The organism is Pseudomonas sp. 21615526 (assembly GCF_013386245.1).
Lineage (GTDB): Bacteria > Pseudomonadota > Gammaproteobacteria > Pseudomonadales > Pseudomonadaceae > Aquipseudomonas.
The window spans coordinates 124,052-146,677 of the sequence record NZ_JACAOM010000033.1 but is presented as its reverse complement, the minus strand read 5'-3'; the positions used below and the strand labels follow the sequence as shown (position 1 = coordinate 146,677).

Here is a 22,626-nt window from a genome sequence, read left to right as displayed (position 1 = left end):
GAGGCCTTTTATTTGGGCTTCAATCTCTTCAACTCTGTGGCCTCATCCCTTGGGACATCCCAAACATGAACAACAACAACTCATGATCAGGCTTGGCCGCGACACCGACCTTGGCGATCCGCGGCATCGGGCATTGCTGCCCGACACCCTGCACCGCACTGAGAACTTGTGTCCGGGGCTGCTCCCAGGCAGCCAGGGCCAGGGCAGCTATGCCCAACGCCCCCAACAGAAACAAACCTCGTGCAATTTCTAGCTTCATTACGTTAAACCCTTGATAGCGCTGCCAAACGCCGTCTCGTAAAAGTAGCTCAGTTTTTGCCAGTCCGTAGCATTCCACGACGAATGGCGGCGCAACTGCAACATGTCATGCCGGGCCGCCCGCAAAGCGGTCAAGCGCTGCCGGCACTTCTCGAAATCCAGCAACGCCACCTCAACCTTCGCCGCGTCACCCTCACCCGTCACCCGCACAAAGATATGCTTGATATACAGGCAACCATGCTGCCAACGCCCCTTGTGCATCCGCGCCAACGTACCAGCCAGTTCCTTGAGCAAACGCTCATGCACCAACTCGCCATACTGCTCACGACCACCGGCGGCGTACCAGTTTTCGATCTCGTCGAAACCGTCCAGCGACGCCGTCACCAACAACGCCTTCCATTGGTGCTCAGGATCGCGACGGGCCTCGCAGAACACCAACTCCGGCACGCGTACATCCAGCAAGCGCAGGCCCTTCAGGGCGTCACGCTCACGCAACACAGTGGGGCGCCCAAACGGATGGAGCCAACTACGGTAGATATGACCGGTCTGGCGCTTGCTGTAGAGCAAACGCCCATTGGTGCCCGTTACCCGTTGCACACCACTTTCACCGCCGCGACGACGATTGGGCTCTTCGACCCACTCGCCCTGCTGGCGCCAGAAATAATCAAATCGCTCCTCGGGAGCTACTTCACTACCTGGTAAACACTCGACAGCCATCCTGTTACCTCTTGCGCAATACATACACTCGCCACATGGCGTAGAGCGGTATGAAGTCCAGGGATTCCTGAACACGGAAACCGGCTTGCTCAAACTCTGCCTCAACAGTAGCAGCCGGTAACACGAACCGATTTTGGTAACCTTCCTGCTCACCTTTTTTGCGACGGCGCACTTCGGCACGCTTGCGTTTCCACGCCTTGAAGTTGCCGTCCACCCACAGCGAGATAATCACGCTGTCACGGGTAACACGCTGAAATTCGCGCAGTATTGCCAGCCTGTGCTCGGGGTCACCAATGTGGTGCATCAAGCGCATGCAGAAAATACTGTCGACCGCATTATCTGGCAAATCGATATCAAAGGCAGACGTTTGCAAGGGGCGTACCCGTTTCACCACATCCGCCGGTTGGGCGACGGTGGCAATCTTCAACATCGACGCGGAGTTGTCGGCGCCGATGATCACGCGGTTGGGCTTTTCTGCCAGCAACGGCCAGAAACGCCCGGCACCACATGGCAGGTCCAGCACCAGGCCAGGCTCACCGGCCATGGCCAGCGCACCACGGGCCAATTGCTCGTCGCGTTTGTGGGACAACCGGCGAGCCAGATTGTCCTGATGTTTGAGTAAATAATTCTGCGCGTGCTGATCGTCGTACTTTTCGGAAAATTCGAGCTTGATCGGGGTAGGCATCACCGGGTCTCCAGTTACTGATGCCTACAACCTTAAAAAGAATCCTGTGATCAACAGGTCAACACGTTGTGAAAAACTTGTCCTGTCGAATCGTATACATTACAAAACTTTGCAGACACAAGTCGTGGCATGATGCCATCTTCGGCGAAAATCAGGAAGTCTGCCGCAGCTTAGCGGCAGGGCAGGCATCAGGCTTTGACCTGACTCAATTCGACGTGAAAGCGGCAGCCGTTGGGCTCCATGGTGCTGAGGCTGACGCTCCAACCCTGGTTCTCGCAGATGCGCTGAACCAAGGACAAACCCAGGCCGAGGCCTTCACCGCGCTTTTCACTGCCACGCACAAACGGTTCGAACATCGCTTCGCGCTTGTCCTCGGGAATGCCCACGCCAGTGTCTTCCACCACAAAACCGCTCGGTTCCAGGGTAAGGCGGATCAAGCCATGCTCGGTGTAGTGCAGGGCATTACGCAACAGGTTGCCCATGACCGCGTGCAGGAAGGTCGCGTTGTAGCGGGTATCCAGTGGATTGCCCGGTTGATAGATCAGCTCAAGGCCTTTGCGCTCGATCGGCTCACGCCAGATCCCCAGCAGGTCCTCGGCCACCTGGGCAAGATTGGCCTGGGGCGACATGCCGGCCTCCTCGCGCTGGGCACGGGCCAGCATCAGGAAGGTCTGCACCAGTTCGCGCATTTCTTCACAGGCCCGCGCAATGCGCTCGACCTGCTTGCGGCCGCGCTGGTCAATCGCGGGGTTCTCCAGCAACAGTTCGCAGGAACTGGCGAGCACCATCAGCGGGGTGCGCAATTCGTGGCTCACGTCACTGGTAAACAGTTGCTCCCGGGACAATGCCTGGCGCAAACGGCCCAGGGTGGCGTCGAAGGCCACGGCCAATTCGCCGACTTCATCCGCGGCGTAATCCGGCGCCAGCGGGGGTGCCAGGCCAAGTAACTGGTCGCGGTGCCGCACCTGGCGGGCCAGGCGTACGACTGGCGCCATTACCTTGCGCGCCAGTACCCAACCGAGAAATACCGCCAGCGCCAGGCTGAGTACAAACCCCACCAGCACGACAGCAAACAGCACGCGCTCGCGTTCTTCAAAATCGCTCTGGTCTTGCAGCAGGACATAACGGCGACCGTCAACGATTTCGACCATTGCGTGGTAGGAAAGCTGTTCGCGGAACACCTCGTGAAAACCGGCGTCGAGGTGGCGCAAGTCCTTGGGCAGTTCGAAATCGCCGGGGCCGCCGCTGAAGTAGAACAACTGGTCGGGCTCGGGGCGATGGCTCCAGTCCTCGACGCTGTCCATCAGCAACAGGCGTTGCAAGTCACCGCCCAGGCCTGCCGAAATGAGTTTTTCTTCCACCAGGTGCACCGTTGCGACGATGCCCATGGCGAAGGCCCCCGCCACCAACGCGCTCATCAAGGCGAAGGCGATGATGATCCGTTGGGCAAGGCTTTGCTTAAACTCCATCACGACCCTCGGCCAGGCGATAACCCACACCGTGCACCGTTTGCAGCAACGGCTTGGCGAAGGGTTTATCAATCACCTGACGCAGTTGATGGACATGGCTGCGCAGGCTGTCGCTGTCCGGGCAGTCATCGCCCCACAGGGCTTCTTCGAGAATCTCACGGCGCAATACATGCGGGCTTTTCTGCATCAGCACCGCCAACAGCTTCAGGCCGACCGGGTTGAGCTTGAGCAGGCGCCCTTCGCGGGTGACTTCCAGGGTGTCGAGGTCGTAGTTCAGGTCACCCACCTGCAAGGCACGGCGCCCGCCGCCCTGGGCACGACGCAGCACTGCTTCGATACGCGCGGCCAGCTCCGACAGCGCAAACGGCTTGAGCAGGTAGTCATCGGCGCCGGACTTGAAGCCCTGCAGCCGGTCATCCAGCTGGTCGCGGGCGGTGAGCATGATCACCGGCGTGTCCCGGCGCGCGTCTTCACGCAGGCGTTTGCACAGGGTGTAGCCATCAATGCCAGGCAGCATGATGTCGAGCACGATCAGGTCGTAATGTTCGGTGGCAGCCAGGTGCAGGCCCGACAAACCGTCCTGCGCACAGTCTACGGTGTAGCCCTTCAGCCCCAGGTAATCGGCCAGGTTGGCCAGAATATCGCGGTTGTCTTCAACCAATAAAATTCGCATGGGCAGTGTCTCCGTACGCGGTAACGGCCGTGTTGGCTCGCGCAGCTTAAGGCCAAGTATGGCTCACGGCTAGGCCTGAAGGCCGCGCCGATTACTGTTTTCAACCGATTGCGAGACTTAACGAGTTTTTCACTATAGGTTCACAACCTGACTACAGTGTCAGCGCGAAGATCGCGCCCATCGAAAATAAGGAACATTGACATGGGTTTTCCCAAAACAGCGCCAATGCGCTATTTGCTGTTGGTAACCGGTGCCTGGCTGGTGGTTTTTCTACTGACCCGCAGCGTGCTGCTGGTAACCCATCTGGATGAAGTGAGCGGTAACCTGCTGCCGGTATTCGGCGTGGGCCTGCTCTATGACCTCGGCTTCCTCGCCTATGCCGCCCTGCCCCTGGGCCTGTATTTGCTGCTGTGCCCGCCAAGCTTGTGGCGCCGTCGCGGCCATCGCTGGTTCCTGCAGGCGGTACTCACCGTCAGCCTGTTCGCCATGCTTTTCACCAGCGTGGCCGAATGGCTGTTCTGGGACGAGTTCGGCGTGCGCTTCAACTTTATTGCCGTGGATTACCTGGTCTACTCCAAGGAAGTGCTGAACAACCTGCTGGAGTCGTATCCGATCGGCAAGCTGCTGAGTCTGCTGGCCGTGATGGCGATCGTCTTGAGCGTGGCCTTGCGTAAACCGTTCAACGCGGCCATGGACGCGCCGTTGCCTGCGATGCGCAAGCGTCTGCTCAGTGCCCTTGGCCTGTTGCTGGTGGCCGGCCTGAGCCTGCAAGTGATCAACCAGGACAGCCCGCGCAGCCAGGGCGGTAACGCCTACAACAACGAATTGGCCAGCAACGGCCCCTATCAGTTCTTCGCCGCTTTCCGTAACAACGAACTGGACTACACCCAGTTCTACAAGAGCCTGCCGGCGGATGTAGTCGCCAAGCAGTTGCGCGCCGAACTCAGCGAGCCCAACGCAAGGTTTATCGGCACGGATCCGCTGGATATCCGTCGCGCCATTACCAACCCGGGCACGCTGCGCAAACCCAACATCGTGCTGGTGACCATCGAAAGCTTCAGTGCCAAGTACATGGGCAGCAACGGCGACCCGAATAACCTCACGCCCAACCTCGATGCGCTGCGCAAACAGAGCCTGTACTTCAATAACTTCTACGCCACCGGCACCCGCACCGACCGCGGCCTGGAAGCTATCACCCTGGCCATCCCGCCAACGCCCGGGCGCTCCATCGTCAAGCGTATCGGCCGGGAAAGCGGTTTCGGCAGCCTGGGCCAGCAGCTCAACGCCATCGGCTACGACAGCGTGTTTGTCTACGGCGGCCGGGGCTACTTCGACAACATGAACGCGTTTTTCAGCGGCAACGGTTACCGCGTGGTCGACCAGAGCAGCGTGCCCGAATCCGAAATCAGCTTTAAAAACGCCTGGGGCATGGCCGACGAAGACCTCTATAAACAGACGCTGAAACTGGCGGACGCCGACTACGCCAAGCAGCAACCATTCCTGCTGCAACTGATGACCACCTCCAACCACCGTCCGTATACCTATCCGGCTGGCCGCATTGATATCAAATCCGGTGACGGTCGCGACGGCGCGGTGAAGTACACCGACCATGCCATCGGCCAGTTCCTGGAGGCGGCGCGCCAGAAACCCTGGTTCGACAACACGATCTTTATCTTCGTCGCCGACCACACGGCGGGCAGCGCCGGCAAGGAAGACCTGCCGATGGTCAACTACCAGATCCCGCTGTTCATCTACGCACCCAAGCTGGTAGACGCCGGCGAGAACGCGAAGCTGGCCAGCCAGATCGACCTCGCCCCGACCCTGCTGGGCTTGCTGAACCTGAGCTACGAGTCGACGTTCTTTGGCCGCAACCTGCTGCAAGACAACCCGCTGCCGCCACGGGTAGTGGTCGGCAATTACCAGTACCTGGGGTTGTTCGACGGCAAGGACCTGGCGATTCTCAGCCCGCGCCAAGGCTTGCGTCGGCATGACCAGGCCCTGGGCGACAGCCACGAAATCCGCGTTGGCAGCGATGACCCGTTGATCCAGCGGGCCATCACCTACTACCAGGGCGCCAGTTATGGCTACAAGCAACAGTTGCTGAGCTGGAGGGTGCCCAAGGACGAGGTTCCCCAAGTGAGTACACGCTAACCAAAATGCCCCGGCCAGGTCTGACCGGGGCTTTTTTTAGAGTCTGAGTTCGCCATGCACGCAATCGCTGTTCGTCCGTTATCCCAACCCCTCAACTTCTGGCTGTGCCTCGGTGTGCCTGCCGTTCTGGCGGTGGCCATGTTGCTGCTGGAGCTGACGTCGCTGGACATGGACATCGCCAGGCTGTTTTACGACGCGTCCGAAGGCGGCTTCGTGGGCCGGCACAGTTTTTTTCTGGAGGACATTCTTCACGATCGCGCCAAGCAGATGGTGATCGTGTTTTCGGTGCTGGCAATCGCCGGGTTTGCCGGGGCCTTTGTCTTTGAGCGACTCAAACCCTATCGCCGAGAACTGGGCTGCCTGGTGCTGTCGCTGGCACTGGCCACCTCGTTCGTTTCACCGTTGAAGACGGTGACCGGGGTGCAATGCCCGTGGAGCGTCAAGGAGTTTGGCGGCCAGGAGACGTACAGCGAACTGCTGAGCCCCAGGCCGCCGACCGACAAGCCTGGCCGTTGCTGGCCGGGCGGACATGCGGCGACCGGGTTTGCGCTGTTTGCGTTGTTTTTTGCCCTGAGGGATCGCCGACCGCGGATGGCGCGCTCGGCGTTCCTGTTTGCGCTGGGCCTGGGCACGGTGCTTTCGGTGAGCCGCACGATGCAAGGGGCGCACTTTCTTTCCCACAACGTGTGGACGGCAATTTTCAGCTGGCTGATTTGTTTGGGCGCCTATTACTTCCTGCTGTACCGGCCGGTGAAAACACCGCAGCCCGCCTTCCGCAAGCAGCCCGTGACGCCGTGATGAACAGCCCTTGCCTAGCCGGGGGCAAGGGCGCAACACTCTGCGCACTTTTTGGCAACGATCCTGCTGAGCCATGTCCGATACCCTGTTGCTGATCGAAGACGACCTGCCCCTGGCGGCACTGACGGCCGAGTTCCTGCGCGCCGAAGGCTTTACCGTCGCAGTGGAACACCGTGGCGACCACGCCGCCCAGCGTATCCAGGATGAACAGCCGGCACTGTTGATCCTCGATGTGATGCTGCCGGGCATCGACGGTTTTACCCTGTGCCGACAGATTCGCGACCACTACCCTGGGCTGATCCTGATGATGACGGCCCTGGACGAGAACGCCGAACAATTGGTGGGGTTTGCCGCCGGGGCCGACGACTACGTGGTCAAGCCAATCGACCCGCAACTGTTGCTGGCAAGGATCCGCTCGCTGCTGCGCCGCCATCCCCAGGCCCCCCGCAGTTACTACCAGTGGGGCGCTTTTCGGCTGGACCTGAACAACCACTTCGCCTGGCTTGGCGAGGCGCCCTTGCAGTTTTCGGTGGCCGAATTCGAGTTGCTCGCCATCTTTGCCCGCCATTGCGGCGTATTGCTGACCCGGGAAAAGCTGCTCCAGCGCCTGCGCGGCCTGGAGTACGACGGGCTGAACCGATCGATTGATATGCGGGTGTCGCGCTTGCGCAAAAAGCTGATGAGTCTTGAGTGCCCCGTGACCATCCAGACCATCACGGCGCAGGGATACCTGTTCGTCGAAATCCCGACCGGGAGCCAGCATGCTGTCTAAAGTCCGCCCGTGGATGGCCATCGCGGCCGGCACCAGCTGGGCCGCCCTCACTTTTTACCTGTTGTGGTTGTGCTCGAACGCCTCGGTGTTTATCGGGGACTACAGTTTTCTGCGGCTGATGGCCGGGCCGGGTTATCTGGTTGCCGAGCAACTCAAGGCCTTGCCCGCCGAACAACGGGAGGCGCGCATCGAGTCACTGCAAGCACGCTTTCAGTACCCGGTGAGCCTGGTGAAAAAGGATGATATCGAGCTGCCGCCTGAAGCTATTGTGATGCTCGACCACCATCAGCCGGCGCAGAACAGTGATGAGGACGTCACCTACTTCCCGCTGGACGATGACACGGTGATTCAATTCGGCCCCTTGTGGGGAACCGCCGAAGTGAAGGACCTGCTGCAATATCCGGTGTACTGGGTGACCGCCTGTGTCGCCGGCCTGCCGGTACTGCTGTTTCTCTGGATTGCCCTGCGTGCCCGGCGCAAATACACCCATGACCTCGATGCCCTCAATGCCTGCATTGCTACCCTCGCCCGCTCGCCCAACACGCTGCTGCCCGCGATGAGCCAGGAGTGGGCGCCGCTGCTGCTGACCTTGCAACGGCACGCGCTGGACATCAGCTCGATGGGCGAACGCCACCGGGAGGTTTCCCAGGCGGTGTCCCACGAACTGCGCACACCCCTGGCGCGGATGCGTTTTGCCCTGGCACTGCTGAGTAAAAGCGCCGACCCCGACACCCGCACCCGCCTGCAAGAGCGCCTGCACACCGATATCGAAGAACTGGAGTCGCTGGTTCGCGCCAGCCTCGCCTTTGCCCGGCTGGCCGATGCACCCAGCGACCTGCAGCATGAGCCAATCAATCTCCATGCCTGGCTGCAGCAGGAGTTTGCCCTGCTGGACGGGCACCATCGCTTGCTGACCCTGGACACCGACCCGGCCGACCTGGAACTGATCGGCGACCGCGCCCTGCTGCATCTGATCGTGCGCAACCTGTTAAGCAACGCCATTAACTACGCCCGCGAACGGGTGAACGTCAGCGCTGCGTGCCAGGGCCAGCACCTGGTGCTGCATGTGGATGATGACGGCCCGGGCGTGCTGCCGGAAAACCGCGAAAAGATCTTCGAACCCTTCGTGCGCCTGGCCATGGGCGGCGACGAGCCCAGCGGATTTGGCCTCGGCCTGGCACTGGCCAAGCGCGCCACCCATTGGCACGGGGGTGAGCTGTCGATCACCCGCAGCCCGTTGGGCGGCGCACGCCTGACCCTGACCCTCGCACTGCGCCCGGCCTAGGCTGTTACAGCCTGTGACAGTGGAACATCCGCGCTGCCGCTAACCTCGCGACCTTGCCCTTTGGATCAGGTTGGAGAGTCAGCTCATGCGTCACCCTAGACGGCATCTGCCCACGCTGCTGTTATCACTGTGCATGGCCGCCGGTTCATGGTCAGGCGGCGTTGCGGCCCAGAATGTCCACGCGCCCTACTACCCCGGCACCATCCTGCCCAATCGCCAGCCCCAGGCGACCATGGATCAACAACTGGTCACGTTCTACAAGGACTGGAAGGCGGTTTACCTGTCGGGGGAATGCGGCAGCGGCCGGTATTTCATCAAGGTCAACGCCGACCACAAACCCGTGGGTGGTGGCGCCGCGCCCAACACCATCACCGTGTCCGAGGCCCATGGCTACGGCATGCTGCTTGCCGTGATGATGGCCGACTACGATGACCAGGCCCAACGAGTTTTCGACGGCATGGTGCGCTACTTCCAGGATCACCCGGCAGCGTCCGATCCCGGCCTGATGGCCTGGAACCAGACCGAGGGATGCGGCGACTCCACCGACCCTTTCCGTGGTGACGTCAGTGCCACCGATGGCGACCTGGACATCGCCTACGCCCTGCTGCTGGCGGATCAGAAATGGGGCAGCGAGGGCACCATTGACTATCGCAGCGAGGCCAACACGGTGATGGCGGCGATCATGAAACACGAGGTGCACCCCAGGACTCAGCACCTGATGCTCGGCGACTGGGCCGGTACCGACGGTGACGCAGAGCTTGAGTACACCACCCGCAGCTCGGACTTCATGCAGTCGCACCTCTACAGCTTTTTCACCATGACCGGGGACAAGCGCTGGCAGGCGGTGCGCGACAAGACCTATTCGATCATCAGTGACTTTACCCAACGGTACAGCGCCAACAGCGGGCTGGTGCCGGACTTCATCAGCCACCTGGACACCTCGATCACCCCGGCGCGGCCCGATCTGGTGGAAGGCCCATACGACGGCAGCTATTCGTGGAACGCGGCCCGCTACCCGTGGCGCATCGGCCTGGATTACCTGATGTACGGTGACCCGCGTGCGCTGTACACCTTGACCACCTTCAACCGCTGGGCACGCGCCACCACCCACGATGAGCCGGGCAACTTCAACAGTGGCTACCGAATCGACGGCAGTGCGATCGAGGAAGCGCAGAATGAGCCAGCCTTTGTGGCGGCGCTCGGGGTCAGCGCAATGATCAGCCCCAACAATCAGCTGTGGCTCAATAACCTTTGGGACAACCTGCAACGCCGGTCCATCCGTGACCATGACTATTACGGCAATACCCTCAAACTGCTGGGCATGGTGGTCATGTCCGGCCATTGGGAGCGGCCCCAACCGGCGCCCCTCAAAAAAACCGCACACGTGCCTGTCCGTCCGTCATCCGGCTCTGCGGCACCGGGACCCGTGGCATCTTTGCCGCCCGCCTCGCACCTGATGCTGGCTCGCGGCTTCATGTTCAAGAAACTGCTGGGGCGTCGCGGCGTCAGCTGAGGCGTGCGCGTAAAGAGAGACGCGGAGCGTCCCTGGCGGCATTCCCACGCAGAGCGTGGGAACGATCAGCATAAAAAAACCCCGCCTGCATCGCTGCAGGCGGGGTTTTTCAGTATCGGGGTAAGGCTGGCTTACATCATGCCGCCCATGCCGCCCATACCGCCCATGTCTGGCATACCGCCGCCAGCTGGAGCATCTTCTTTGATCTCGGCGATCATTGCTTCAGTGGTGATCATCAAGCTGGCAATCGACGAAGCCGCTTGCAGAGCCGAACGAGTCACTTTAGCCGGGTCCAGGATGCCCATTTCGATCATGTCGCCGTATTCGCCGGTAGCAGCGTTGTAACCGAAGTTACCCGAACCCTGCTTAACCTTGTCGACCACTACGCTTGGCTCGTCGCCGGAGTTGGCAACGATCTGGCGCAGAGGTGCTTCAACAGCGCGACGCAGCAGAGCGATACCGACGTCTTGGTCAGCGTTGTCGCCTTTCAGCTCGGAGATAGCCTGCAGAGCGCGAACCAGTGCCACGCCACCGCCAGGTACCACGCCTTCTTCAACGGCTGCACGGGTAGCGTGCAGGGCGTCTTCAACGCGGGCTTTCTTCTCTTTCATTTCAACTTCGGAACCCGCGCCAACCTTGATCACTGCAACGCCGCCGGACAGCTTGGCCAGACGCTCTTGCAGTTTTTCACGGTCGTAGTCGGAAGTGGTATCAGCCACTTGAGCGCGGATCTGGGTAACACGTGCCTGGATGTCAGCTTCAACACCAGCACCGTCGATCACGGTGGTGTTTTCCTTGGTCACGGTGACGCGCTTGGCATTACCCAGGTGTTCCAGGGTAGCGCTTTCCAGGCTCAGGCCGATCTCTTCGGAGATAACGGTACCGCCAGTCAAAACAGCGATGTCCTGCAGCATTGCCTTGCGACGATCGCCGAAACCAGGTGCCTTGACAGCAACCACTTTCACGATACCGCGCATGTTGTTCACAACCAGAGTCGCCAGGGCTTCGCCTTCAACGTCTTCGGAAACGATCAGCAGTGGGCGACCGGCCTTGGCAACAGCTTCCAGAACTGGCAGCAGTTCACGGATGTTGGAGATCTTTTTGTCAACCAGCAGGATCAGCGGGCCGTCGAGCTCGGCGGTCATGGTGTCTGGCTTGTTGACGAAGTACGGGGACAGGTAGCCACGGTCGAACTGCATGCCTTCAACAACCGACAGTTCGTTTTCCAGGCCCGAGCCTTCTTCAACGGTGATCACGCCTTCTTTACCGACTTTTTCCATGGCTTCGGCAATGATGTCGCCGATGGAGCTGTCGGAGTTGGCCGAGATGGTGCCGACCTGAGCGATTGCCTTGGTGTCAGCGCATGGCTTGGACAGGGACTTCAGCTCTTTGACAATGGCGATGGTCGCCTTGTCGATGCCGCGTTTCAGGTCCATCGGGTTCATGCCGGCAGCGACGGCTTTCAGGCCTTCGTTGACGATCGACTGAGCCAGGACGGTCGCGGTGGTGGTGCCGTCGCCTGCGTCATCGTTGGCACGGGAGGCAACGTCTTTGACCAGCTGCGCGCCCATGTTTTCGAAGCGATCTTTCAGCTCGATTTCTTTGGCGACGGAAACGCCGTCCTTGGTGATGGTCGGAGCGCCGAAGCTCTTCTCGATGATCACGTTACGGCCTTTAGGGCCCAGGGTCGCTTTTACTGCGTCAGCCAGGACGTTCACACCGGCGAGCATTTTCTTACGGGCGGAATCGCCGAATTTAACTTCTTTAGCAGCCATGATCGATATTCCTTAAATACTTTGTAGTAACGGGAAGATGAGCGGGGAAATCAGCCTTCCAGAACAGCGAGAATCTCGTTCTCAGCCATTACCAGCAGGTCTTCGCCGTCGATTTTCACAGTGTTGCTGCCGGAGTAAGGGCCGAAAACAACCTTGTCACCCACTTTCACAGCCAGCGCACGCACTTCACCGTTTTCCAGGGTCTTGCCTGGGCCAGCAGCGAGAATCACACCGTGGTTGGCTTTCTCAGCAGCCGAACCTGGCAGCACGATACCGCCAGCGGTTTTCTTTTCTTCTTCACTGCGACGGATGACGACGCGGTCATGCAGAGGACGAAGCTTGCTCATTGTCGATCTCTCCTAATTGTGTTTTTCATCGGCCGGTGTCAATTCCGGCTAGTTAAATTCCGGCGGTGCCGGTCGCGGTTCGCGGTGCGAAACGCGGAAGTCTGTCTGGTGTCGCCACCAGAAACCTTGCGGTGACCGTTACATAAGGGCGCATAAGCTTATTACAAGGGTACCGAGATGAAAATTTTTGTGTCGGGGGGCGTCTTCAAAAGCCGCACGGCACCCGCGGGTGCCGTGCCAGTGAGGGGATTACTTGGGGTCGCGGTGTTCGAACTCGCCTTCGATCACGTCACCTTCACGTCCCAGTGGCTGGCGCGGGGCCGGGCCACCACGGGGTTGCAGATCGTCGGCGAAGGCGCGCTGGCGGATCGCAGCCTCTTCGGCACGCTGGCGCATCTTGCCCGCCAGCAGCTTGCGAGTGAATGGCAGCAACATCACAAGGCCAACCACATCGCTGATGAAGCCCGGCAGGATCAACAGGCCACCGGCCAACGCCATCATCAGGCCTTCGAGCATGGTCTGGGCCGGCAGTTCGCCGCGATTCAGGCTTTCACGGGCACGCAGCGCCGTGGCCAGGCCGGCGACGCGCAGCACCAGAACGCCGAGCATCGAGCCGAGAATGATCAGCAGCAGCGCCGGGAAAAACCCGATTGCCCCGCTGACTTGTACGAATACGAACAGCTCAAGCACCGGAAACAACAAAAAAAGCAACAAAAAAGGGCGCATCAAATGGTTCCTCAACGCAAGAATGCCTTGCTACTTCACCTTAGATGACGTCGCCGTTTCGTGAATTCAAGCTTCAGCGGCTGCTTTTTTCGGCCAGACCTCGGCGTGAGCCAGGAAAACCAAGGCTTCGCGTACTTGTGTCGGCGTGTTGCAAGGCTCGGCAAAGGGCAGCCAGTAGAGGGCCTGGCCAATGCGCAAGTGCATGCCTTCGCTGTCGATACCGGCCAGTTGCGCAGGCTCGGAGGTCGGCAGGCCGGCCAGTTCGACATAGTGGGCAATCGCCTTGGTGTGGTCGCTGTTCATGTGCTCGACCATGCTCAGCTCGGCCTTGCCGGCAAACGGATTGGCCAGGGTCAGTTGGTCGACCCAGTGGATCGCGCCGAACCCGCCGATATAACGATGGCGCACCGGCTTGAGCACCCAGAAGTCAAAATCATGGGCCTTGTGGTAGTTCGCCGAGTCCGGGAAATAGCGGTAATAACGCTCGGCGGCGGCTTCAATCGCAGCGCCGTCTTCGAGCTTTTCGGCCTCGGCGAGGTAGGTCAGACGCCCTACCGCTTGCACGTCGTCCGCCTCACGCTCACCGACCAGCAACGAGCACTTGGGGTCTTTCTGCAGGTTGTGGGTGTGCTGGGCGATACGGCTGATCAGGATCAGCGGCCGACCCTCGGCGTCCAGGCAATACGGCACCACCGAGCCAAAAGGGAAACCGGGCATGGCCTTGGACAAGGTGGCGAGTGCCCCACGGTATTCCTTGAGCAGTAGTTCTCGGGCATTCTTGGCAACGTGCGCGCTCAACTTATGACTCCTTCGATAAATTTCGTCAAAAAACAAACTTGGATAGCCGCTTAATTCTGCCCACAGGACTTGCGAATGCATCTCAACGACAAAGTAATCATTATCACCGGCGGTTGCCAGGGTTTGGGCCGCTCCATGGCCGAGTATTTTGCCGCCAAAGGTGCCAACCTGGCGCTGGTGGACCTCAATCAGGAAAAACTCGACCAGGCGGTGGCCGCCTGCCAGGCCCATGGGGTGAAGGCACGCGCCTATCTGTGCAACGTGGCGAATGAAGAGCAGGTGACCTACACCGTGGCACAGATCGCCGAAGACTTCGGTGCGATCAACGGCTTGATCAACAACGCCGGGATCTTGCGTGATGGCTTGCTGCTCAAGGTCAAGGACGGCGAGATGACCAAGATGAGCCTGGCCCAGTGGCAGGCGGTGATCGATGTCAACCTTACCGGGGTGTTCCTGTGCACCCGTGAGGTGGCGGCAAAAATGGTGGAGCTGAAGAACCAGGGCACCATTATCAATATCTCGTCGATCTCGCGGGCCGGCAATGTCGGGCAGACCAACTACTCCGCCGCCAAGGCCGGTGTAGCGGCCGCCACTGTGACCTGGGCCAAGGAGTTGGCGCGCTACGGCATCCGCGTGGCGGGCATCGCACCGGGGTTTATCGAGACCGAGATGACGCTGGGCATGAAGCCCGAGGCCTTGGAGAAGATGACCGCCGGCATTCCCCTCAAGCGCATGGGGCGGCCTGAGGAGATTGCCCATTCAGCGGCGTATATCTTCGAGAACGACTACTACACCGGGCGGATTCTGGAAATGGACGGCGGGTTACGCCTTTAATTACCAGGCGGCTCGTTACCAGGCGACGCCGAACCCTGCGGTGTAGCGGGTCTTGCTCAACGCGCTTTCCGAGTCGCCACTAATAATGTCGCGCTCGGCCTTGAGGTTGAGGGAGGCCCACTCGGTGACTTTGTAGCGCAAGCCCATTTCCGCATCCAGGGAGTACTCGGACGGCCCGGCCAGCGGTTTGCCCACTTCGCCATTGGTGAAGAATTCAACGGTCTTGCCCACCAGGTAGCGGTTGTAGTTCCACTTCATGGCCAGCGAATAGAAGTTGTCCTTGCCGCCGTCCTGGTATTCATAGTCGGTGCGGTTGACCAGCGAACCGAGGGAGAACGCGCCCAGTTCGTCATCCCAGAATTGGTAGCCCGGGCCGGTACCCACGGTGCGCTGGCGGGACAGGTCCTCGACCTTGTCGCGCTTGTAGGTCAAGCGGCCCTGCCAGAACCAGTGTTCGGTAATAAACCGGTCCAGGTCGTACTCCAGCGCCCAGTTGTCGGTGGTGGTCACGTCGTCCTGGAATTCGCGGTTGTACTCGCCCTCGGCGGTATGGCGCCACTGGCCATGGCGGGCAGTGGTCTTGAAGTCGATGTCGTAGTCGTTGGTGTCTTTTTCCGCGCGCTTGTAGTCCAGCGCCATATCGACATTGCCCTTCCACACCAGGTCCTCGATCACCGGCTTGGGCTTGATGATCTGCTGGATGCTCGCCAGCTCGACGGTCTTGGGCGCCTCGCCGTTGGCCAGGATGACCTTGCCATCGTCGGCCGGCTGCAGGGACTTGGCCTTCTCACCGCTGTAGGCATCCTGCTTGACCAGCAATTCCTGATCGCTCTCCAGGGTCTTGACCTGCTTCCAGTCCACCGGGATCGCGCCGGCATAGTCGGTCTGGATCAGCAGCTTGCCACCGTCGAAAACCTTGATCTTGCCGGTCAGGCGGTCACCGTTCTTCAACCAGACGGTGTCGGCGAGCAACGGGGTGGAGGCGCTGAAGACAGCGAGGCACAGCAGGGTTCTGGACAACATAAGCGGATATGGGGCTCGAGTTTGACGAAAAAACGGGCATTATCGGGGTGGATAACTTCTTAGCAAGGACTGACTCGGGTATTCGTATCGAGTTCCGCTCTCAGCCCCCCATTTTGCAGAAATTTCTTACAAATAGACGGATATTTTCATCGGATATGCCACCGTGAACGAACTGACCGACGCTCCGCAAAGCCCCGCTGAAATGCGCCGCACTGTGCTGTACCTGACCCTCGCCCAAGTGCCCGAAGGCTGCGTGATCAGCTACGGGGAGCTGGCACACCTCGCCGGTTTGGGTCGCGCCGCACGTTGGGTGGGTCGCACCCTGAGCCAACTGCCCGAGGACACCAAACTGCCCTGGCATCGCGTGCTGGGTGCCGGTGGTCGGATAAGTCTGCCGGTGGGCAGTGCCTCGGGTGACGAGCAACGTGCGCGTTTGCGCGGCGAAGGCGTCAGCATCCTGAACAATCGTGTTGATATTCAGCGTCATGGCTGGCGCCCGGTAGAGCACAGCGGTTAGAGTGCGCGCTTTATTTGCGTAATTCTGAGGCAGACTCCAGCCCATGCCCCGTAAAACCTGGCGCGCCGCGCTCGCCGCCTATGCCAGCCCCTCGACGTTAGTGCTGTTGCTGCTCGGCTTTGCTGCCGGCTTGCCTTACATGTTGGTGTTCTCGACGCTCTCGGTATGGTTGCGCGAGGCCGGCGTGGCCCGCGAAACCATCGGTTATGCGAGCCTGATCGGCCTGGCCTATGCCTTCAAGTGGGTCTGGTCGCCCCTGCTCGACCAATGGCGCCTGCCACTGCTCGGCAAGCTCGGACGTCGTCGCTCCTGGCTGGTACTGTCCCAGACGCTGGTGATCCTCGGATTGATCGGCATGGGTTTCTGTGATCCGCAAAAGCATCTGTCCTGGCTGATCGCCATTGCCGTGATCGTGGCCTTCGCTTCCGCCACGCAAGACATCGCCGTAGACGCCTACCGCCTGGAAATCGCCAGCGACAGCCAGCAGGCCGCGCTTGCCGCCAGCTATATGTCCGGTTATCGCGTGGCCGCGCTGCTTGCCACCGCAGGTGCGCTGTTTTTTGCCGAAGGCTTCGGTTCCACCGGGTTCAACTACAAGCATTCGGCATGGGCCGGTACGTACGTGCTGTTTGGTGCACTGATGGTGCCTGCGCTGCTGACCACGCTGTTCATGCGCGAACCCAATGTGCCGCTGCGTACCCAATTGCAGGCCGGGCGCTACAGCTTTGCTCACCAGCTGGTCTCGGTGTTCGTGTTGATCGTGCTGCTGGTCTCGGTACCGGCGATGTTCACCCAGCTGTACAACACTGACTTCGCCAGCGTGCTGTTCCATGGGGTCAGCCTGCTGGACCTGCTGCTGGAAGATCGCGCGTTCCTGCGGGCCATCCTCTACATCATCCTGACCACGCTGTGCCTGTCGACCATGGGCCGCCGGGGCCTGGCGCCGGTGCTCACGCCGGTCAACGACTTTATCCTGCGCTACCGCTGGCAGGCCTTCCTGCTGTTGGGGCTGATTGCCACCTACCGCATGTCGGACACGGTAATGGGCGTAATGGCCAACGTGTTCTATATCGACCAGGGCTTTACCAAGGACCAGATCGCCGGTGTCAGCAAAGTCTTCGGCCTGATCATGACCTTGCTGGGCGCCGGCATGGGTGGCCTGTTGATCGTGCGCTTCGGGATTCTGCCGATCCTGTTCATCGGCGGCATTGCATCGGCCGGCACCAACCTGCTGTTCGTGATGCTCGCCGACATGGGCCCGGACCTGCAGATGCTGATTTTCACCATTTCCCTGGATAACTTCAGTTCAGGCATGGCGACCTCGGCGTTTGTCGCGTACCTGTCGAGCCTGACCAACCTGAAGTTCTCCGCCACCCAATACGCCCTGCTCAGTTCGATCATGTTGCTGCTGCCGCGCTTGATCGGCGGGTATTCGGGGGTGATGGTCGAGAAGTTCGGTTACCACAACTTCTTCATGATCACCTGCCTGCTGGGTGTGCCGACGCTGGTCCTGATCGCCTTGCACTGGTTTCAGGAAAGCCGGCGGATTCGCTTGAATCCTCCCGAGGAAAACGAATCACTGTAGGAGCTGGCTTGCCTGCGATTGCATCACCGCGGTGTAACTGACACACCGTGTTGCCTGCATCGCAGGCATGCCAGCTCCCACAGAAGCCCTGCTCCAGCAACCAGATGCCTGTACGTCGGCAGCAAGCGCCCGTACAATCCCAAGTCATTTCAAGTCCAAGCAACCGACAACGGCCTACCATGCGCACCAGTCAATATTTGCTCGCCACACAGAAAGAAACGCCTTCCGACGCGGTCGTGATCAGCCATCAGCTGATGCTGCGCGCCGGCATGATCCGCAAACTGGCCTCGGGCCTGTACACCTGGCTGCCCATGGGCTTGAAGGTGATGCGCAAGGTCGAAGCCATCGTTCGTGAAGAAATGAACGCTGCCGGCTCTCTGGAAGTGTTGATGCCGAGCACCCAACCGGCTGAGCTGTGGCAGGAATCCGGGCGCTGGGAAGAGTACGGCCCTGAATTGCTGCGCTTCAAGGATCGTCATGGCCGGGACTTCTGCGCCGGCCCGACCCACGAAGAAGTGATCACCGACCTGATGCGCAACGAGTTGAGCAGCTACAAGCAGCTGCCCCTCAACCTGTATCAGATCCAAACCAAGTTCCGTGACGAAATCCGCCCACGCTTCGGGTTGATGCGCGGCCGCGAATTCATCATGAAGGACGCCTATTCGTTCCACGCTGACCAGGCGTCCCTGCAGGTCACCTACGACCGCATGCACACCGCCTACTGCAATGTGTTCACGCGCCTGGGCCTGAAATTCCGCCCGGTTGAAGCGGACAACGGCTCCATCGGCGGTGCCGGCTCCCACGAGTTCCACGTGCTGGCCGAGTCCGGTGAAGACGACATCGTGTTCAGCAACGGTTCCGACTACGCGGCAAACATCGAGAAAGCCGAAGCCGTGCCACGGGAAACTTCCCGCCCTGCGCCAAGCGAAGAGCTGCGCCTGGTGGACACACCCGAGACCAAGACCATCGCGGCCCTGGTGGAGAAATTCAATCTGCCGATTGAAAAGACCATCAAGACGCTGATCGTGCGCGCCGAGGAAGAAGGCAAGCTGATCGCCCTGGTAATCCGTGGCGACCACGAGCTCAACGAAATCAAGGCCGCCCAGCAGCCAGGCGTTGCCAGCCCGCTGGTCATGGCCACCGACGCCGAACTGCGCGACGCCATTGGTGCCGGTGCCGGCTCCCTGGGCCCGCTGAACCTGCCATTGCCGATCATCATCGACCGTTCGGTCGAGCTGATGAGCGACTTCGGCATCGGTGCCAACATCGATGACAAGCACTACTTTGGCGTGAACTGGGAACGTGACCTGCCGGTTCCGACCGTGGCCGACCTGCGCAACGTGGTGGCCGGCGACCCAAGCCCGGACGGCAAGGGCACCCTGGAAATCAAGCGCGGCATCGAAGTCGGGCACATCTTCCAGCTGGGCAACAAGTACAGCAAGGCGATGAAGTGCGAAGTGCTGGGCGAGAACGGCAAGCCGATCACCCTGGAAATGGGCTGCTACGGCATTGGCGTATCCCGCGTGGTTGCGGCTGCCATCGAGCAGAACAACGACGAGAAAGGCATCATCTGGAGCGACGCCCTGGCGCCATTCCAGGTTGCCCTGGTACCGCTGCGCTACGAAACCGAGCAAGTACGCGAAGCCACCGACAAACTGTATGCCGAACTCACGGCTGCCGGTTTTGAAGTGCTGCTGGATGATCGGGACAAGAAAACCAGCCCGGGCATCAAGTTCGCCGACATGGAACTGATTGGCATCCCGCACCGGATCGTGGTCAGTGACCGCGGCCTGGCCGATGGCAATCTGGAATACAAGAGCCGGACCGAAGCCGAGGCCCAACCGTTGCCGGTGGCTGACGTGCTGTCTTTCCTTCAGGCGCGTATTCGTCGCTGAAAACCAGATCAAGAGTCGTCATGTTCAAGCGAAACACCATAGCCCTGGGGGGCGCCACGTTATGTGGCGCCCTGCTGGTCAGCGGCTGCGCCAACCAAATGTCGCAACGCAGCGAGCACGAGGAACGCATCGAGCGCAAATTGCTCGATCACAGCCTGCAGATCGACGTGGGCGAGCCGAAGGTGCTGGAGCTGCCGCAACGCCGGGTGCGCATTCACGAGCAAAAGACCTTTGAGGTCACCGAGTTCGAAGTTACCCGTCGCTACGACCGCTACACGCCCTACCAGCCCTGGCGCAAACTCTATGAGATGCCCCTGGGCGCGGTCGCGCTGGTGGCGGGCGTCGGCGCCAACGTGGCGAATGTGTTTGCCCTGGGCAACCTGCCTGCCAGCATGACCCGGGATTGGCTCAGCTATGGCGTGGACGGGCTCAACCCGTTCATGAACGTGCAATCCAACGGCCGTGCGCAACAGAACCTGGCGGGTATCGATGAAGTCCAGCGCGACAAGCGCGTGGAGTATTCGAGCCTGCCCTGGAGCGAGCGCCCGGTACAGGTGACTGCCGGCAAGCAAACCCATGAGCTGACCACCGACCGCGATGGCGTGCTGCGCCTGAACCTGTTGGACAGCCCGTTTGCCGAGCAGGACCTGAACCGCATCAGCACCCTGAAGATCAGTGTTGAAGATGCCCAGGATGACGTGCACTCGGACTCATCCCTGGCCATCAGCGGCACCCTGCGGGGCAAATTGCTCGAAGCTCACGGTTTGATCTATGACGACCTGGAAGACGACGAGGTCAACGAGTGGGTGCACCGGGTCAAGCGCCTGTCGGAGCTGGGCCTGGAAGAAGAAGCCAGCGAGCTGGAACAGAGCCTGATCGAACTGACCCGCAATGATCCGGAGTTGCAGCAGGAATTCCTGCAGGCCTTGACCAAGGATGCCGGACGCCTGGTGGCGGATCCCGGAGCACGCTGAAGCCTTTAAATGTGGGAGCGGGCTTGCTCGCGAATGCGGCGTGTCAGCCAGCACATGCGTCAACTGACACACAGCATTCGCGAGCAAGCCCGCTCCCACATTTGGTTTTCGGTTCCTACCAGGGGAATTGGAGCTGCTCGTTGCCGTTGCTCAAATCCAGCAAACGCACGCCTATTCCCAGCAATCGCACCGGCTTGTCGCCGCGATTGAACGCCTGGGTCAGCAACTGCCGGTAACTCTCCAGGTCCCGCCCTGCCCCCGCCTGCTCCAGGGTCGTCTGGGTAAAGTCGTGAAACTTCACTTTGACGAACGGCTTGCCCGCCCGATAACTGCTGTCGATGCGCGCCATGCGCCCGGCCAGGGTGTCCATCAGCTCCGGCAGTTTTTCCAGGCAACTGGGCAAGTCCGGCAGGTCGACATCGTAGGTATTTTCCACGCTGATGGATTGCCGGCGGCTGTCGTTCTGCACCACACGGTCATCAATCCCACGCGCCAGGCTCCAAAGCCGCTCGCCAAAACTGCCGAACTCTCGCACCAGCGCCAACTTGTTCCACTCCCGCAGTTGCAGGCAGTCCTCGATCCCCAGCCGCGCCAGCTTGTCGGCCGTCACCTTGCCCACGCCGTGGAGCTTTTTCACCGGCAGCGCCGAGACAAAGTCTTCCACCTGGTCGGGGGTGATCACAAACAGTCCGTTGGGCTTTTTCCAGTCGCTGGCGATCTTGGCGAGAAACTTGTTCGGCGCCACGCCCGCGGAAACGGTGATGTGCAACTGGTTGGAGACCCGCCGGCGAATGTCCTGGGCAATGCGCGTGGCACTGCCGCCAAAATGCGGGCTGTCGGAGACGTCCAGGTAGGCTTCGTCCAGGGACAACGGTTCGATCAGGTCGGTGTAGTCGCGAAAGATCGCCTGGATTTCCTTTGATGCTTCTTTATAAGCATCCATGCGCGGCTTGACGATGGTCAGGTCCGGGCACAGCTTCAGGGCATGGCGGGACGACATAGCCGAACGCACACCATAGGCCCGTGCTTCATAGTTGCAGGTGGCGATCACCCCGCGACGGTCTGCCGAACCGCCGACCGCCAGGGGCTTTTGCGCCAGGGTCGGGTCGTCGCGCATCTCGATGGCGGCGTAGAAGCAATCACAGTCGACGTGGATGATTTTGCGCTGCGTCATATATAAGGCAGTGGTTCTGGGCAGAAAACGGACAGGCCGGCAGTATCTCACTCACACCTGTATATAGCACCAGTAGTTTGAATCTTCCGCTTAAGCGGTAGGAAAATTCGCAGGTGAATTCATTTTCTCAATCGAAACACACCCCCCAATAGAGCTGAAAGCCTCGGCCAGACTGGCCCCGCGGCCTATCAAGGGGCCACCTTGGAGAGCTAACCGATTGAACCACAAGCGCTTTTCTTTGAATCAGCGGTTGACACACTCGCGTTCCTCTGTAGAATGCCGACACACAGACGCGGGATGGAGCAGTCTGGTAGCTCGTCGGGCTCATAACCCGAAGGTCGTCGGTTCAAATCCGGCTCCCGCAACCAAACATCAAAAAAGGCTACTCGAAAGAGTGGCCTTTTTTGTGCCTGTCTGTTTTAGCCCTCGCGTCGATTGTCTGACAAAAAACCTTTCCCAATCGCGCACTTACCGCACCCGCGTGACAATCCGACGCTAAATTGCACTTATTTGACCCATCGTTCGATTAACGGTTGACACCCCGCCGTTGCTCTGTAGAATGCCGCCACACAGACGCGGGATGGAGCAGTCTGGTAGCTCGTCGGGCTCATAACCCGAAGGTCGTCGGTTCAAATCCGGCTCCCGCAACCAAACATC

General features: G+C 60.3%; 21 protein-coding genes and 2 tRNA genes. 12 read left to right on the top strand and 11 right to left on the bottom strand.

Annotated features, from left to right (window positions below):
* Nucleotides 1-28: 28 nt before the first annotated feature.
* From HX786_RS12495 to colR, 5 genes are all read right to left on the bottom strand, one after another.
* Nucleotides 29-259 (bottom strand): hypothetical protein, encoded by a 231-nt coding sequence (locus HX786_RS12495; protein ID WP_008433604.1) that lies wholly within the window; start codon nt 257-259, stop codon nt 29-31.
* Nucleotides 259-975, bottom strand: coding sequence for a lipopolysaccharide kinase InaA family protein (locus HX786_RS12490; RefSeq protein ID WP_023659223.1), 717 nt, complete (start codon nt 973-975; stop codon nt 259-261). The genes HX786_RS12495 and HX786_RS12490 overlap by 1 nt, the downstream gene beginning before the upstream one ends.
* A 4-nt stretch (nt 976-979) precedes the next feature.
* The gene (locus HX786_RS12485) at nt 980-1,660 is read right to left on the bottom strand and encodes a class I SAM-dependent methyltransferase (RefSeq protein ID WP_003208584.1); all 681 of its coding nucleotides are present in this window, start codon (nt 1,658-1,660) and stop codon (nt 980-982) included.
* A gap of 188 nt (nt 1,661-1,848) precedes the next feature.
* A complete protein-coding gene (locus tag HX786_RS12480; protein WP_008433601.1) occupies nt 1,849-3,129 on the bottom strand; it encodes a HAMP domain-containing sensor histidine kinase in 1,281 nt (426 codons plus the stop codon).
* Complete coding sequence (gene colR / locus HX786_RS12475) at nt 3,119-3,802, bottom strand: two-component system response regulator ColR (RefSeq protein WP_003208587.1); 684 nt, start codon at nt 3,800-3,802, stop codon at nt 3,119-3,121. The genes HX786_RS12480 and colR overlap by 11 nt, the downstream gene beginning before the upstream one ends.
* Nucleotides 3,803-4,003: 201 nt before the next feature.
* Between colR and HX786_RS12470 the strand changes: the two genes are divergently transcribed.
* The 5 genes from HX786_RS12470 to HX786_RS12450 all read left to right on the top strand — a co-directional run bounded on the left by HX786_RS12470 (nt 4,004) and on the right by HX786_RS12450 (nt 10,321).
* Nucleotides 4,004-5,953 (top strand): LTA synthase family protein, encoded by a 1,950-nt coding sequence (locus HX786_RS12470; RefSeq protein ID WP_178912147.1) that lies wholly within the window; start codon nt 4,004-4,006, stop codon nt 5,951-5,953.
* 54 nt (nt 5,954-6,007) lie between these two features.
* Complete coding sequence (locus HX786_RS12465) at nt 6,008-6,751, top strand: phosphatase PAP2 family protein (RefSeq protein ID WP_003208590.1); 744 nt, start codon at nt 6,008-6,010, stop codon at nt 6,749-6,751.
* Between the two features lie 73 nt (nt 6,752-6,824).
* The gene (locus HX786_RS12460; RefSeq protein WP_102369812.1) at nt 6,825-7,523 is read left to right on the top strand and encodes a response regulator transcription factor; all 699 of its coding nucleotides are present in this window, start codon (nt 6,825-6,827) and stop codon (nt 7,521-7,523) included.
* Nucleotides 7,513-8,808, top strand: a complete 1,296-nt coding sequence (locus tag HX786_RS12455; protein ID WP_177022732.1) for a HAMP domain-containing sensor histidine kinase — start codon at nt 7,513-7,515, stop codon at nt 8,806-8,808. The genes HX786_RS12460 and HX786_RS12455 overlap by 11 nt, the downstream gene beginning before the upstream one ends.
* A gap of 85 nt (nt 8,809-8,893) precedes the next feature.
* Nucleotides 8,894-10,321 carry a glycosyl hydrolase family 8 gene (locus HX786_RS12450; protein ID WP_178912146.1) on the top strand — a complete coding sequence of 476 codons (1,428 nt, stop codon included), beginning with the start codon at nt 8,894-8,896 and terminating at the stop codon, nt 10,319-10,321.
* A 131-nt stretch (nt 10,322-10,452) separates the two neighbouring features.
* Here HX786_RS12450 and groL read toward each other — a convergent pair whose 3' ends face one another.
* From groL to HX786_RS12430, 4 genes are all read right to left on the bottom strand, one after another.
* Nucleotides 10,453-12,096 carry a chaperonin GroEL gene (groL, locus tag HX786_RS12445; protein ID WP_003208597.1) on the bottom strand — a complete coding sequence of 548 codons (1,644 nt, stop codon included), beginning with the start codon at nt 12,094-12,096 and terminating at the stop codon, nt 10,453-10,455.
* A 50-nt stretch (nt 12,097-12,146) separates the two neighbouring features.
* Nucleotides 12,147-12,443 (bottom strand): co-chaperone GroES, encoded by a 297-nt coding sequence (groES, locus tag HX786_RS12440; RefSeq protein ID WP_003208599.1) that lies wholly within the window; start codon nt 12,441-12,443, stop codon nt 12,147-12,149.
* 249 nt (nt 12,444-12,692) lie between these two features.
* Nucleotides 12,693-13,169, bottom strand: coding sequence for an FxsA family protein (locus HX786_RS12435; protein WP_008433587.1), 477 nt, complete (start codon nt 13,167-13,169; stop codon nt 12,693-12,695).
* A 66-nt stretch (nt 13,170-13,235) separates the two neighbouring features.
* Complete coding sequence (locus tag HX786_RS12430; protein ID WP_003208603.1) at nt 13,236-13,967, bottom strand: HugZ family protein; 732 nt, start codon at nt 13,965-13,967, stop codon at nt 13,236-13,238.
* Nucleotides 13,968-14,042: 75 nt separating this feature from the next.
* Here HX786_RS12430 and HX786_RS12425 point away from each other — a divergent pair, with 75 nt between their 5' ends.
* Entirely contained in the window at nt 14,043-14,801 is a 759-nt protein-coding gene (locus HX786_RS12425) for an SDR family oxidoreductase (protein WP_178912145.1), read from the top strand.
* A 15-nt stretch (nt 14,802-14,816) separates the two neighbouring features.
* Here the strand turns inward: HX786_RS12425 and HX786_RS12420 are convergent, their stop codons facing one another.
* A complete protein-coding gene (locus tag HX786_RS12420) occupies nt 14,817-15,824 on the bottom strand; it encodes a DUF481 domain-containing protein (protein WP_003208606.1) in 1,008 nt (335 codons plus the stop codon).
* Nucleotides 15,825-16,026: 202 nt separating this feature from the next.
* Between HX786_RS12420 and HX786_RS12415 the strand changes: the two genes are divergently transcribed.
* The 4 genes from HX786_RS12415 (at nt 16,027) to HX786_RS12400 (ending at nt 20,795) form a co-directional block, all read left to right on the top strand.
* Nucleotides 16,027-16,341 (top strand): MGMT family protein, encoded by a 315-nt coding sequence (locus HX786_RS12415; RefSeq protein WP_218166212.1) that lies wholly within the window; start codon nt 16,027-16,029, stop codon nt 16,339-16,341.
* Between the two features lie 43 nt (nt 16,342-16,384).
* Entirely contained in the window at nt 16,385-17,926 is a 1,542-nt protein-coding gene (locus tag HX786_RS12410; RefSeq protein ID WP_008433581.1) for an AmpG family muropeptide MFS transporter, read from the top strand.
* A 179-nt stretch (nt 17,927-18,105) separates the two neighbouring features.
* Nucleotides 18,106-19,821 carry a proline--tRNA ligase gene (locus HX786_RS12405; RefSeq protein ID WP_008433579.1) on the top strand — a complete coding sequence of 572 codons (1,716 nt, stop codon included), beginning with the start codon at nt 18,106-18,108 and terminating at the stop codon, nt 19,819-19,821.
* 20 nt (nt 19,822-19,841) lie between these two features.
* Nucleotides 19,842-20,795: a hypothetical protein gene (locus tag HX786_RS12400; RefSeq protein WP_003208616.1), complete on the top strand. Its 954-nt coding sequence runs from the start codon at nt 19,842-19,844 to the stop codon at nt 20,793-20,795.
* A gap of 115 nt (nt 20,796-20,910) precedes the next feature.
* Here HX786_RS12400 and dinB read toward each other — a convergent pair whose 3' ends face one another.
* Nucleotides 20,911-21,969 (bottom strand): DNA polymerase IV, encoded by a 1,059-nt coding sequence (gene dinB / locus HX786_RS12395; protein WP_134327257.1) that lies wholly within the window; start codon nt 21,967-21,969, stop codon nt 20,911-20,913.
* A 291-nt stretch (nt 21,970-22,260) separates the two neighbouring features.
* Between dinB and HX786_RS12390 the strand changes: the two genes are divergently transcribed.
* Together HX786_RS12390 and HX786_RS12385 are read left to right on the top strand one after the other, a co-directional pair.
* A tRNA-Met gene (locus tag HX786_RS12390) sits at nt 22,261-22,337 on the top strand.
* A gap of 206 nt (nt 22,338-22,543) precedes the next feature.
* Nucleotides 22,544-22,620, top strand: a tRNA-Met gene (locus HX786_RS12385).
* Nucleotides 22,621-22,626: the final 6 nt, after the last annotated feature.

Excerpts from the sequence above, each read along its gene's own strand:
- groES (WP_003208599.1), bottom strand. The coding sequence starts at position 12,443 with ATGAGCAAGCTTCGTCCTCTGCATGACCGCGTCGTCATCCGTCGCAGT.
- HX786_RS12425 (WP_178912145.1), top strand. The coding sequence starts at position 14,043 with ATGCATCTCAACGACAAAGTAATCATTATCACCGGCGGTTGCCAGGGT.
- groL (WP_003208597.1), bottom strand. The coding sequence starts at position 12,096 with ATGGCTGCTAAAGAAGTTAAATTCGGCGATTCCGCCCGTAAGAAAATG.
- HX786_RS12465 (WP_003208590.1), top strand. The coding sequence starts at position 6,008 with ATGCACGCAATCGCTGTTCGTCCGTTATCCCAACCCCTCAACTTCTGG.
- HX786_RS12495 (WP_008433604.1), bottom strand. The coding sequence starts at position 259 with ATGAAGCTAGAAATTGCACGAGGTTTGTTTCTGTTGGGGGCGTTGGGC.
- HX786_RS12470 (WP_178912147.1), top strand. The coding sequence starts at position 4,004 with ATGGGTTTTCCCAAAACAGCGCCAATGCGCTATTTGCTGTTGGTAACC.
- HX786_RS12480 (WP_008433601.1), bottom strand. The coding sequence starts at position 3,129 with ATGGAGTTTAAGCAAAGCCTTGCCCAACGGATCATCATCGCCTTCGCC.
- HX786_RS12455 (WP_177022732.1), top strand. The coding sequence starts at position 7,513 with ATGCTGTCTAAAGTCCGCCCGTGGATGGCCATCGCGGCCGGCACCAGC.
- HX786_RS12400 (WP_003208616.1), top strand. The coding sequence starts at position 19,842 with ATGTTCAAGCGAAACACCATAGCCCTGGGGGGCGCCACGTTATGTGGC.
- HX786_RS12450 (WP_178912146.1), top strand. The coding sequence starts at position 8,894 with ATGCGTCACCCTAGACGGCATCTGCCCACGCTGCTGTTATCACTGTGC.
- dinB (WP_134327257.1), bottom strand. The coding sequence starts at position 21,969 with ATGACGCAGCGCAAAATCATCCACGTCGACTGTGATTGCTTCTACGCC.
- HX786_RS12410 (WP_008433581.1), top strand. The coding sequence starts at position 16,385 with ATGCCCCGTAAAACCTGGCGCGCCGCGCTCGCCGCCTATGCCAGCCCC.
- HX786_RS12485 (WP_003208584.1), bottom strand. The coding sequence starts at position 1,660 with ATGCCTACCCCGATCAAGCTCGAATTTTCCGAAAAGTACGACGATCAG.
- HX786_RS12415 (WP_218166212.1), top strand. The coding sequence starts at position 16,027 with ATGCGCCGCACTGTGCTGTACCTGACCCTCGCCCAAGTGCCCGAAGGC.
- HX786_RS12460 (WP_102369812.1), top strand. The coding sequence starts at position 6,825 with ATGTCCGATACCCTGTTGCTGATCGAAGACGACCTGCCCCTGGCGGCA.
- colR (WP_003208587.1), bottom strand. The coding sequence starts at position 3,802 with ATGCGAATTTTATTGGTTGAAGACAACCGCGATATTCTGGCCAACCTG.
- HX786_RS12420 (WP_003208606.1), bottom strand. The coding sequence starts at position 15,824 with ATGTTGTCCAGAACCCTGCTGTGCCTCGCTGTCTTCAGCGCCTCCACC.
- HX786_RS12405 (WP_008433579.1), top strand. The coding sequence starts at position 18,106 with ATGCGCACCAGTCAATATTTGCTCGCCACACAGAAAGAAACGCCTTCC.
- HX786_RS12435 (WP_008433587.1), bottom strand. The coding sequence starts at position 13,169 with ATGCGCCCTTTTTTGTTGCTTTTTTTGTTGTTTCCGGTGCTTGAGCTG.
- HX786_RS12490 (WP_023659223.1), bottom strand. The coding sequence starts at position 975 with ATGGCTGTCGAGTGTTTACCAGGTAGTGAAGTAGCTCCCGAGGAGCGA.